At 44.6% G+C, this 12638-nt stretch carries 11 protein-coding genes; 8 read left to right on the top strand and 3 right to left on the bottom strand.

Annotated features, from left to right (window positions below; all coding sequences use genetic code 11):
* A partial coding sequence (locus R7O12_RS15905; protein WP_318126103.1) for a chitinase C-terminal domain-containing protein occupies nt 1-2906 on the bottom strand: 2906 nt, incomplete at its 3' end.
* Nucleotides 2907-3183: 277 nt separating this feature from the next.
* Nucleotides 3184-4065, bottom strand: a complete 882-nt coding sequence (locus R7O12_RS15900; RefSeq protein WP_005376392.1) for an AraC family transcriptional regulator — start codon at nt 4063-4065, stop codon at nt 3184-3186.
* A gap of 206 nt (nt 4066-4271) precedes the next feature.
* Between R7O12_RS15900 and R7O12_RS15895 the strand changes: the two genes are divergently transcribed.
* From R7O12_RS15895 to R7O12_RS15865, 7 genes are all read left to right on the top strand, one after another.
* Complete coding sequence (locus R7O12_RS15895; RefSeq protein WP_005376393.1) at nt 4272-5420, top strand: iron-containing alcohol dehydrogenase; 1149 nt, start codon at nt 4272-4274, stop codon at nt 5418-5420.
* Nucleotides 5421-5714: 294 nt separating this feature from the next.
* Complete coding sequence (locus R7O12_RS15890) at nt 5715-6371, top strand: lysoplasmalogenase (RefSeq protein ID WP_005376394.1); 657 nt, start codon at nt 5715-5717, stop codon at nt 6369-6371.
* A 169-nt stretch (nt 6372-6540) separates the two neighbouring features.
* Nucleotides 6541-7275: an amino acid ABC transporter ATP-binding protein gene (locus tag R7O12_RS15885; RefSeq protein WP_053307675.1), complete on the top strand. Its 735-nt coding sequence runs from the start codon at nt 6541-6543 to the stop codon at nt 7273-7275.
* Nucleotides 7275-8072 (top strand): amino acid ABC transporter permease, encoded by a 798-nt coding sequence (locus tag R7O12_RS15880; RefSeq protein WP_171344627.1) that lies wholly within the window; start codon nt 7275-7277, stop codon nt 8070-8072. The genes R7O12_RS15885 and R7O12_RS15880 overlap by 1 nt, the downstream gene beginning before the upstream one ends.
* Nucleotides 8073-8081: 9 nt before the next feature.
* Nucleotides 8082-8900: a transporter substrate-binding domain-containing protein gene (locus R7O12_RS15875; protein WP_318126100.1), complete on the top strand. Its 819-nt coding sequence runs from the start codon at nt 8082-8084 to the stop codon at nt 8898-8900.
* Nucleotides 8901-8981: 81 nt separating this feature from the next.
* A complete protein-coding gene (locus R7O12_RS15870; RefSeq protein ID WP_318126098.1) occupies nt 8982-9902 on the top strand; it encodes an amino acid ABC transporter permease in 921 nt (306 codons plus the stop codon).
* A 92-nt stretch (nt 9903-9994) separates the two neighbouring features.
* The gene (locus R7O12_RS15865; RefSeq protein WP_318126096.1) at nt 9995-10813 is read left to right on the top strand and encodes an EAL domain-containing protein; all 819 of its coding nucleotides are present in this window, start codon (nt 9995-9997) and stop codon (nt 10811-10813) included.
* Nucleotides 10814-10919: 106 nt separating this feature from the next.
* Here the strand turns inward: R7O12_RS15865 and R7O12_RS15860 are convergent, their stop codons facing one another.
* Nucleotides 10920-11453: an RNA-binding S4 domain-containing protein gene (locus R7O12_RS15860; RefSeq protein WP_005376400.1), complete on the bottom strand. Its 534-nt coding sequence runs from the start codon at nt 11451-11453 to the stop codon at nt 10920-10922.
* A gap of 226 nt (nt 11454-11679) precedes the next feature.
* On the opposite strand from R7O12_RS15860, the gene R7O12_RS15855 reads away from it, so the two are divergent.
* A complete protein-coding gene (locus tag R7O12_RS15855; protein ID WP_053303578.1) occupies nt 11680-12633 on the top strand; it encodes an endonuclease/exonuclease/phosphatase family protein in 954 nt (317 codons plus the stop codon).
* Nucleotides 12634-12638 lie beyond the last annotated feature (5 nt).

Below are 12638 nucleotides of genomic sequence, written 5' to 3'. Positions count from 1 at the left end.
AACGCAAACTCTTTACCACCAGAAATCACTGAGTAGTTAGCCGGACCAGAGATTGGTAGGTAGTAAACCATATCAAGCTCGTAAGTGCCGCCCGCTGGCAAGTCTTTCCATGCTGGTAGAGAGAACGACACACGGTGCATTACGCCATCTAAGCCACCAATGTTGTTTGCTCGAGTATGTCCAGAAGCAATCACTTTCAAACCACCACCTGATTGGTCTTTCGCGTTGTCCGGCGCAGATACTGGGATATCGAATTGGAATTCAGTACCGCCAGGGATCGCTTGACCAGTGTTGTTCGTAAACGTGATTTTCGGGTTAATTGGGTAGTTTTGGTCGCCAACTTTGAAGCCGCCAACACTAACAGTAATGTCTACTGCTTCAGTTGGTGTTGGACCAGTAGCTACTTTGTTACCGTAAGGCGTCGCAGACTTAAACTTGTCGTAGATAGCTTTGGTCATAGTGTTACCCATGTGGTATTCACCATTACCCGCCGCACAAGCTTGTTCAGTTGCATCTACTGCCGTACGATTACCATTTGCATCCAGTACGTAACAGTTGTAGTCACCTGCTAGTTCCCAGAACATGATACCGCCGATCTCTTTATCGATAACGTAATCGGCTTTCACCTCGATAGAAGCTTTATCTTCCGTAGATAGGAATACGCTCTTCTCTGCGTTCCACAACCAAGGTGCCACAGCAACGCTATCGTAATGACGAGTATAAGTACCAACAAACTTATCTGAAGGATCGTTGACTGGGTCGAGACCGTAAGCAGCTGCGTAAGAGCCCCAAATACCGTTTTCTAGGTTCTTAGCATGCCACATTGGGTTAGAACCAGCGCCCATTTCGTTTCCTTTAGGGTCGGTATCATGCCACATGTTGTCGATACCAATAGCGCCGTGACCACAGTTGTTCTTCTCACCTTCACCTGTGCCCGGTTGGCACTCTGCTTGGTTTGGTAGTGCCGCTCGGCCCCAAAGGCCATTGTCGCCACCAGTAACACCTTGCCAACCACGGGTGTAGTAAGGAACACCAATGTTGATACGACCTGCTGGCATAGAGCCACGGAAGTAATGGTAAGCCCAGTCTGTGTTCAAGTAACCGATACCACCGTATGCAGCAGTGCCGTATACGTTCCACTGCGCTAGCTCAGAGTCTTTACCTGTATCGAATAAAGCCGCGTTATGACCAACGTGATCATTCCAAGCCCCATGCAAGTCGTAAGACATGATGTTTACGTAGTCTAGATACTTAGTTACATCGAAGGTTTCCATCCCACGTAGCAAGTAACCTGAAGATGGTGCTGCGATAGTCAGCATATAATGAATACCATCTTGCGCGGATGCCGCATCAAGTTTCTCACGCAATACTTTCATCAGCTCTTGGTAAGACGCCCATAAATACTGACGACGTGGTTCCATGAAGTCTTTGTCGTAAGGGTTACCAGCACCAGCCATTGACGTCGGGTATTCATAGTCGATATCCAGACCATCGAACTTGTACTGACGCATCATTTCAACGGCTGAAGTTGCGAACTTCTCAATACCAGCATGATTAATAGAACCGTCCGCATTCGTCGTCATGGTGTAGAAGCCACCATCAGCTACACGATCGCCGTTCGTATCGAAGTGACCGCCCGTTTCAGCCCAACCACCAATCGAGATTAGCGTTTTAACATCATGTTTTTGCTTGTAAGTTGCTAGTGCACCAAAATGACCTTTAAAACCAAGAGCGGGATCTACCTCAACGCCTGGCCAAGTTTTACCTGTAGCAGGGTTGTTAGGATCATTAACGTCGCCAACGTTTACTTTGCCGTCAGAACCAATGCTCACAAACGCGTAGTTAATGTGAGTAAGTTGTTCCCAAGGAATGTCTTTAACAAGGTAAGTCGCTTGTGGGTCGTCACCTGATCGCCAACTGGTGAAGTAGCCGATTACACGACGTGGGTGATCAGCCCCCATTTTCTCACGACCTTCTTCATCATAAATAGAACAGTAAGGAACATCTACACCCGTTGTTTGATAAAGACCATCAGGACGACAATTAGATGTCACTGCGCCGCCGTTTACTGTTAACGTCGCAATTGCAGAATCTGCTGTTGCTCCAGCATCATCGGTTGCTCTCGCATAAACACTTAATGAGCCAGCTTGTGAAGGGGTTACATCCAGCGTGTATGGCGCTGTTGTAGCAGTGCCAGCAAGCACACCTGCAACATAAAAATCAACTTTAGCAACGGTACCATCCGCATCCGTAGCATTTGCAGTCAGTGTTACGGAACCACCCAGGTCAATAGAGCTCGCAGAAAGCGCGACATCCACTGTCGGCGCTTCGTTACCAGGTTGCGCTGATGCCACAGTTAACGTCACAACACTTGCCGTACTAACGGCACCTGCATCGTCATAGGCCTTGGTAGAGAACTCGTGCTGTCCTTCAGTTGCTGTCCACGATGCAGCATACGGCGCAGACGTTGCCTGACCAACTAATACACCATCAACAAAGAACTCTACTTTGCTAACAGTCCCATCAGTATCTGCCGCATCTGCAGCTAGGTTAACAACATCACCCGCAGTCACAGAAGCCGACGCAGAAGGCGATGTCAGAGTAACCGTCGGGACTTCATTCTGAGGTGGTTCAACCGGTCCAGTGCCATCACAAGCGCCAAGTGTTTCCCACTCGCCCCACTCACCAGATTGCGCTGGATTGTTGTTTTGCGTCCAGTAACGCGCTTTATAAGCATTACCTTCATGCTGAACTTGGTCGCCACCGTTATAAACTTTTGATGATTGCCAAGTTTCTAGAGGGGCACAGTCAACTGCTGCGTAGCTATTGAAGGCCATAAGACAAGAAGCGGTGAGTGTGCTTAGTGTGAACACGTTTTTCACTGCGTTGCCGTTTTTAAGGTGCATAATCGCTCTTCCTTAAGTTATTGTTAAAACAATACTAAATGCGCTAAACGAAGCGCATCTATACTTTTATTTCGACGTAAAATAACTTAAGTACAAGTTGGTGATTTCACACTATCTATTTACGAGTTTTCCACACCGCCTCGCAACAATCCACTAAATGATTGCAACAACGTACCTATTATTTGGCACCAGTAACTAATTTTATAACTCAAATAAATATGTCACTCGCAAATTAATAAAAAAGGTAAAAAAAGTCGCCATTTTGAAATAAAGATCACTAAGCCTTTGTTGACCTTGGCGTTTCATTAAAATGCCGCTTGTACTCGCGACTAAACTGTGATGGGCTCGTGTACCCGACCATTCTCGCTGCATCATTAACACGTCTCCCCTCTAACTGGATCAATTCGCGCGCTTTGTTAAGTCGAACTTTCTTAATATATTGCAACGGAGATTCAAGCGTGACATTGCGAAATGCTTGATGGAAAGCAGACACACTCATGTTGGCTTCTTCAGCCAATGCTTGTACGTTCAACTGTTCATGATACGCTTGATGTACACGATTTAGTGCTTTAGCTACCCTCGCGTAAGAACCTTCTTGATGTGCTAGGTCAAATAAAACATACCCCTCTTTGCTCACCAAAGTACGATACACAATTTCCTCAAGAAGCAACTCGCCAAGCATGATGACATCAAGCTCGTTACACATTGCTTTCATTAACCGTTTGCACGCATCCAACATACCTTCATTCATACGTACCGACTTAAGGCCGCAACGGGTAGCATCCAGACACTTATTACTGAATTTTTCAGCCTCTAATTTTTTAACGAGTTTATGAAGAAGCGTTGGCGAAATATCTATCGAAATGCCAAGTAAAGGCTCATTGTTTGTCGCAAACGCTTCGCACTCTAGTGGCATGGGAACCCCGACAACAAGGTAATCATCGGGCCCATATTGCACTGGTGTATCACCAATATGAATGTTCTTATGCCCTTGACCCAATACGATGATGCCGGACTGATAGACAAACGGCTGGCGATGATTCCCTTTGCTACTGCGATAAAACCATACGCCATCTATCGCTGTTTTCTTCATACCTTCTAGGTCATGCAGCCCCTGCTTTTCAACATATTGCTGCATGATATTTGCGAGAGTGTGCATTAGAGCGCTCCATCAATGACCAACGAGTTTGGTCTCTATTATCGTTTCGAGCACTATACTTCCTCTCGACTTTAACTTTCTAGCTCAAGAGCATTAATTTTGTAGAAATAGGCAAATTATTTGCAGAAATCGACCTGTTAACCATCATTAATCAGGACTAATATGCATGTATTCAATCTCCTTCACTGGAAGCAAGAGGGCTAATAATGAACTTTTCTTATGTAAACCCAACCAAGATTTTCTTTGGTCAAAAACAAATCGCAGCAATCAAAGAAGCTATCCCATCCGACCAAAAAGTTTTAGTGGTATACGGTGGTGGCTCCATCAAAAAAAATGGCGTGTACGACCAAGTAGCAGAAGCTCTTGAGGGACATGAATGGCTAGAGTTTTCAGGTGTTGAACCAAACCCAACCAAAGAAACACTCGATAAAGCAGTCGCAATGGTAAAAGAGCATGGTGTTGATTTTATTCTAGCGGTAGGTGGTGGTTCAGTCATCGATGGTTCCAAATACGTAGCAGCGGCATCAATGTATGATGGTGATGGTTGGGATATCATGATTGGTAAGCACCAAGTCACTGAAGCGACGCCTCTAGCTGCAATTTTGACATTGCCAGCAACAGGCTCAGAGTCAAACATGGGCGCAGTTATCACTAAAAAAGAAACTCAAGACAAACTTCCGTTCATGTCTCCAGCAGTGCAGCCAAAATTTGCCGTGTTAGACCCAGATGTAATGAAAACACTGCCAGAACGCCAGCTTATCAACGGCATTGTTGACGCATGGGTGCACGTATGTGAGCAATACTTGACGCTTCCTACCGGTGCAATGGTTCAAGATGGTTACGCAGAAACACTGCTGAAAACTTTAAAAACACTCGGAGAACAGTTTGCGGAACGAGACGACGATATGTGGCGCGCAAACTTAATGTGGTCTGCTAACCAAGCATTGAATGGGTTAATTGGTAGTGGCGTTCCACAAGACTGGGCGACACATATGATCGGCCATGAATTAACCGCTCTATGGGGCGTTGATCATGCGCGTTCTCTTGCAATTGTCCAACCATCGTTACTTCGTAACCAAATGCAGTTTAAGCGCCCTAAGTTAGAACAAATGGGTCGCAACGTATTTGCTCTTGAAGCAGGTGAGGATTTAGCAGAGCGCACAATCGAAGCTATCGAAGCGTTTTATCATCAACTTGATGTCGCAACTAAGCTCGAAAACTATGGTGAGAGCCGTGAACAAGCTATCGATGCCATCATTGATCAACTAAACAAACACGGCATGACTGTTTTAGGTGAAAACCAGGCGATCACACTTGAACGTAGCCGAGAAATCTTAGAGTTAGCTGTCTCATAACTGCAACAATTCTTCACTGCCCTTCCTAGGGTTTAACGGTATTGTGACTTAACAGTCACAATACCGTTTTTTTATGCTATTTTGTAAGCCACATCACGTTCAAAACGAGGAGGCTTCTAAAAACAACGATTCCCTCCAGACAAAAAATCGGCCGTGTTGGTTAGTAAAGAGACAACTGTCCAGCTTTACACAAATAAAAATAATTGAGATCAAAGAACGAGTTAACTCGTTAATTAAGTTTTGATTTGTTGTAGTGATGTACTACATAATTTTGTCTGTTCGAGAAAACACTTTATGTGGCTAGTTGTTGTCGTATTAGCATTCATACATATCATCAGTATCCGTAAAGGCTCTAAATGGCTCTTTTACGTTTCTAAACCATTACCAGTGCTCTGTATGCTTGGTATTTTAATTCAGTCCCCGGCTTACCCAATGCCATATGCGCATTGGATTTTGATTGGCTTATCGCTCTCGTTGCTTGGTGACGTGTTATTAATGCTCCCTAGAGACAAGTTCATTACAGGATTAGTGCTCTTTTGCTCTGCCCATCTCTCCTATAGTTATGGTTTTGCCATCATGTCAGCGTGGCATTTTACACCTTGGCTCCCAATTGCCTTGTTCGGACTCGGTATATGCGTCTACTGGTTGTTCCGACCGGATCTCGGTAAAGAAAAACGGCCAGTTGCTAGTTATATATTGGTACTGATGACTATGTGCTGGGCTTCGATCGAGTATTATTTGAGTGGGAAAACACAATCCTCCTCTTTTGCAGTGCTCGGAAGCTTTATCTTTATTATCTCTGGCATCGTATTGGCTTTCGAACGCTTTGGAGGACGGTCAATATTTTCACGACAAGTTGTCATGGTGACCTACTATTCTGCACAGACACTAATGGTTATGTCTGTTGTTGCGATTGTTGTTCGTTATCCGTATCTCGTTGAACTGAGTTAGTCATACTCTAGACTCTAGACTGCACCAACATTAAAGAAACATGGATGTATCTTGTAAGCGATCTGAATAGAGTCTTAAAATCATCGCCTAAACATTAGCTTATTCTTAATGAAATTACGCGCACAACTTGCTATTGTAAAAGGATATTTTTCCGTTATAGCGTGCCCCTTTGAAAGAGAATACTCCCGTCGTTGAGTTTAGCGACGTAAATAAGTGGTATGGCGATTACCACGCTCTAAAAGACATCAACTTCTCCGTGCATTCTGGCGAGATCGTCGTGGTGTGTGGCCCTTCAGGTTCCGGAAAATCAACGCTCATTCGTTGCATCAATCATCTTGAATCGATTCAAGAAGGCCAGCTTCATGTGTTCGACCAGCCTTCTCACGCAAAATCTCTCAAGCCCGGTAAAATCGGCATGGTGTTCCAACACTTTCACCTTTTTCCTCACTTGACTGTACTGGAAAACCTCACCTTAGCGCCGATTCGCACACTCAAATTATCAAAACAAGAAGCTGAAAAACGCGCAAAACATTACCTAAAGCGAGTCAATATTGAAGAGCAAGCGAGTAAGTATCCAATCCAGCTTTCTGGCGGTCAGCAGCAACGCGTCGCGATTGCCCGCTCCTTGTGTATGGAACCGGATTTACTCCTGTTTGACGAGCCAACTTCAGCGCTTGATCCGGAAATGATCAACGAAGTGTTGGATGTCATGGTTGAGCTGGCTCAAAGCGGAATGACGATGATTTGCGTCACGCATGAAATGGGATTTGCCAAAAAAGTAGCGAACCGCGTGGTATTTATGGACGAAGGCCAAATCGTGGAAATGAACTCTCCAGTCGCCTTATTTGAGACACCACAGCATCCACGAACCCAAGCATTTTTGAACCAAATTTTAAGTTACTGATGATAGTTCGCGTAATCAAACCTGTCCTTCAAGCTTTACTGCAAATGACGCTCCTCTTCATCGCGATTGTGTGGGTGTTGGACTCTGGTGCCGACGCTATGGGCTATCAATGGCAATGGGAGCGCGTACCTGATTACATCGCTTTTTATGAAGATGGCGAATGGTGGCCGGCAGAACTTATTGATGGGCTATTGGTCACGCTTAACATCTCGGCTATTAGTCTATTTTTTACCTTAGTATTAGGGTTGGTTACCGCGTTACTAAGGCTTAGCGATTCGAAAGTCGGCAATGTTATTGGTACCACTTATGTCGAAGTAATACGTAACACGCCGTTGTTGGTGCAAATCTATTTACTCTACTTCGTGTTTGGCCCCGTGATTGGTTTGGACCGATTCAGTACCGCCGTTTTGGCATTATCCCTTTTCCAAGGTGCCTACACCGCGGAAATATTCCGTGCAGGTTTAAACAGTATTCCTAAAGGGCAATTCGAAGCAGCACAAACTCTCGGACTATCACCGTTTTACACCTACAAAGACGTAATTTTTCCTCAGGTTTTACAGCGCACATTACCGCCATTAACCAATGAAGTGGTTTCTTTGATCAAAAACTCTTCCATTGTAAGCGTGATGGCGATTTTTGATCTAACAACACAGGCACGCAACATCGTCTCAGAGACGGCGATGCCGTTTGAAATTTGGTTTACCGTGGCAGCAATTTATCTTGCTCTCACTCTGTCACTTTCTGGCTTGTCTGCATGGCTAGAACACAAACTCGGAGCCAGTTGGCGCAAATTATAAGGAGATAACATGAAGTTATTCAAAGCGACCATTACTGCATTATTAGGGCTAGCCATCGCTATGCCTACTCTCGCGAAAGAAGGTGTTGCCACACCCAATGTAGATCAAATCAAAGAACGAGGCACTTTGCGCGTTGGTATGTCAACATTTGTACCTTGGGCAATGCGTAACAAGCAAGGTGAGTTAATCGGTTTTGAAATCGATGTGGCCAAACGCTTAGCACAAGATTCAGGTTTGAAAGTGGAATTCGTACCGACTGCATGGGATGGGATTATTCCCGCATTACTGGCGAAAAAGTTCGACGTGATCATTGGTGGCATGTCTGTTACGCCTGAACGCTCCAAAAGCGTCTTGTTTACTGAGCCCTACTCGCACTCAGGCGTTCAAGTAGCAGCAAACAAAGAACTCGCCTCTGGTTTTAGCGAATTTTCGGATTTTGATTCACGACGCGTAAAAATTGCGGCTCGTCGCGGCGCATTCACCGTTCAAGTAGCCAGAGAAACCTTCCCGAAAGCGAAGATCCTGCAATTTGATGACGACGCGCAAGCGTTCCAAGAGGTGCTGAATGGTAACGCCCACGCGGTCATTGCTTCTAGCCCAAAACCAGAACATGAGACAGTGAAACACAGCGACAAACTATTCCTTCCATTCTCTGAGCGACTATCACAAGGTAACGAAGCCTTTGCAGTTCGCTTGGGGGAAGAAGATAAAAAGGCCTTTTTCAATAAATGGATTGAAGCAAGAACCCAAGATGGATGGTTAAAACAACGTTATGAATACTGGTTCTCGACATTAGATTGGCAAGATCAAGTCACGCAAGACCAGTAATCTAAATGGCTCGTGGACGCCGCGAGCCTATACTCTCCAATCATCCATTTTACTTTTCCATAACTTATCGGAGTCAAATTTTTGGGCGAACACACTACCACTCGCACAGCACCCGCGAAATCCAGCACAGGCTACCTTTTACCGCAATTAAACACACTAGACTGGGTACTACTTGTTATGTCCGGTATCGGTGGTGTTTGGCTGTACCATCGGTCCGCTGTTGGTGTGCATTATTTGTGGCAGTGGAAAGAGGCGCTTGAATTACTTTTCACGCCTAGAGCAGATGGTGGTTTGCCCTACTTCTTCCAAGGTTTGATTTCGACGTTAAGGCTCAGTATTTGGGGCATCAGCTTCGCATTAGTGTTTGGCACTTTGTTAGGCTTAGCACGCTTCTCTCGTTCCGTTTGGTTGCGCACACCTGCCAATGCGTTTATCCAGTTAGTGAGAAACATCCCTCCGTTGGTGTTTGTTTTTATTTTCTACTTTTTCATTTCTAACCAATTGATCCCGTTACTCGGTTTGGAAGATCTTCTACGAAACTACAACGGCGAACCAAATGCGCTACAGCGCTTTCTGTTTGGGCCTTCAAACCTTTGGGAAAACCTTGCCTCTGGCGTGTTATGTGTCGGCTTACTCTCTTCTGCCTACATTGCAGAAGTTGTGCGCGGTGGTTTACAAAGTATCGACCAAGGTCAGTGGGAGGCGGCTGACTCATTGGGCTTGTCTCGGTGGGTGAAATACCGATTTGTTATCGCGCCACAGGTGCTTAAATCAATAACACCTGCACTTGCCGGTCAAACCATCTCTTTGGTGAAAGACACCTCTATTGTTTCACTGATTTCGATACAAGAAATGACGTTTGTTGGGACAGAGATGGCAAATTCATCAGGGTATATATTTGAAATTTGGTTGATTGTCGGCCTCGCTTACTTCTTAATTTGTTTTGGTCTGTCACTTATTTTTCGCCATATTGAAGCAAAATCGGAAGCCATTTCAAATTAACTCAACCGCATATGTAATTAGGCACATTTGATTCTTCAAATCAGAATTGCACCCTGTTACATTGGCAAGATGCTAAATTTTCGGCGTTTTTCATGGAGTTAAAGAATCAATCCGACTACGAGCGATACATAAAACAAGATAATCTTGGTGAATATTACGTAGTTCTCAATCAATTCACTTTTCACAGTGTTTATCAGCCAATTTTTGATAGACGCCAACGTATTATTGGTATGGAAGCCTTACTGCGTATTCGTGGCATTGATGGTTCCCTAATTCGTCCTGACGTGTTTCTGGCCAATAATGGTCTTGATCCCTACTTTCGCTTATGTGTAGAGTTTTTATCCAGAGCAATGCACATTCGAAATTTTGCACGCTATTTCGCAGGGACACCGATCAAACTGTTTCTTAACGTCATGCCTCAAACGCTACTCACGCTAACCAAAGACATGGGCTTTAAAGATAACGGCCTGCTTTACAAACGCCTTTCCGAACTTGGTATGAGCCCATCAGACGTAGTTTTTGAAGTAGTCGAAGAGTCATGCGGAAATACGGATTTATTAATCAAAGCCGTACAGTTAATGAAAGCGAATGGTTTTATCTTTGCTATCGATGATTTTGGCGCCCAACATTCTGATATAGCACGTGTTCAGCAGCTCTGCCCTGACATCATCAAAATCGATCGTTCCTATTTGCTAGACTACTGCGCCGGAGAAACCTTTTCCATACATAGCGCCGTTGATCTAGCGGATCATATGGGAGCAAAAGTCATTATAGAAGGGGTTGAAGAAGACGTGCAACTACAAGCTATGTATCAACTTAATTTGGATTATTACCAAGGCTTTTACTTAGGAAAGCCTTGTGCCATTCATCACTGGACAGATAGCCTAAACATCGAGATGACAGTGCATTAACACTACCCACTTACAGCACAGTGAAACCAAAAAAGCGCCGATATAATATGCTCGGCGCTTTTTAGTTTTACTCAGATGTCACTTATTTAGTTAAGCGTTCATTTCCCTAGAAAAAATCAATAGAATTACGTCCGCTCTTCGGATCACGAGTGGCTTGCGGTTTGTCTTCTTTTTTGCCTTTCTTAGCAGACTGAGACAACGCTTCTTTCTGCGCTTTACGCTCTTTATGTGCCGCTTTACGGCCTGTTGATTTAGGACCAGAGGCTTTGGGTGACTTACTTTGACGAGACTTATCTTTACGAGAAGACTGTGCTTCTTTTTTCGCTTTCTTTTCTGCTTTTTGCTCTGCCGTTTCAGGTTCGGTTACTGGCGCATCGCAAACCACAACATAATATTCCTGGTTAAACTCAAAAAAGTCACCATCATACATCTTGCGGCGCTTACGTGTTTCTAGTTCACCATTCACCGCGACATAGCCTTCCTCGATGATATGTTTTGCTTCGCCGCCACCGCTGACCAAGTTTGCGATTTTAAAAAGCTTGTATAGTTCGATTGGATGCGCATCAACATCGATGCCAATCGCTTCGATCTCAATCTCTTCGCCTTCTAAATACTCTTCGTGGTCGTAATCTTGGGTCATGTTACTTACTCTTACTATTTGATGCCCTGAAGTTTAAACGCAATGCTTAAAAATAGAAACCTCTGGCGATGTTCAATCACCGATTCACCTTGGCATTTGAGCACCTCTTAACCCATTTAGCTTGTCGCTCGTTAGCTTGTATCTCGATGCGTAGCTCAAACGAAGCTGCAATTACGCAACCTGAAGGTATATACTCTCTAAGTTATTGTTGAAAAGAGCGAATACTTTGTCTCAACCAAGTAGAATTACCTTTGTCACTGCGAACTTGTTTAATTTTGTCGCACCGCCTAACGCTTACTATGATTTCGAGAACATATACTCGTTAGAGCAATGGCGAGACAAACTTTCGTGGACGCAACGTCAAGTTGAAAAACTGGAAGGCGACGTGATTGGCTTACAAGAAGTATTCAGTATCGAGAAGACCCAGGCATTCTTTTCAACCATCGGCTACCCCTACTTTGCGACCGTTGACACCCCACATGTTGAGGATGAGTACATTTACTCAAGCCCTGTTGTGGCAATCGCATCTCGGTTTCCAATAGAAAAAGTACAAGCGGTAGAGTTTGACTTAGCAACGCTTGAGCCTTTTGGAGTAAGTGTTGTTCCAGAGTTCAGTCGCAAACCTATCTATGCCCAAGTAATACATCCTGTACTTGGTCATATCGCCGTTTACGTAACGCACCTGAAATCTCAACGCCCAGCCGACTCAGAACAACCAGAAACGTCTAGCACGATTATTGGGCGCTGGTTATCCACCCAGCAAAGAGGCTGGGAAGCAGCGATGTTAAGAGACGCGATGCAAAAGAGGTATCGAAAAGAACCAATGCCGACAGTGTTAATGGGCGATATGAATCAACCTATCACTCCTATCAGCGTTAACAGCTCATTAGTATCCAATACTAGTGACAGCGTCACTGAATTACAACTCAAAGATGGTTGGTTATTGCAAAGTGACCCCCTGAAGGATGAACGCCCAGCCACGCACTATCATTTTTCCACTGGGAATGTACTCGACTATATCTTGCTCTCACAAGAGTTTGACACCTTATCAGATATATCGGTTGCCGAGGTTGTTGACTATCAGGTGTCTAACCAACATCTGATCAACCCGATTTATGACAGAGATAAAAACGCCAGCGACCACGCATTTGTGGCGCTGACGGCTGAAGTAAAGCTTTGAGCAAC

It is taken from the genome of Vibrio sp. Vb1574 (genome assembly GCF_033338675.1).
Note: the sequence above shows the minus strand (reverse complement) of the source record. Positions and strands in the feature narration are given on the sequence as shown.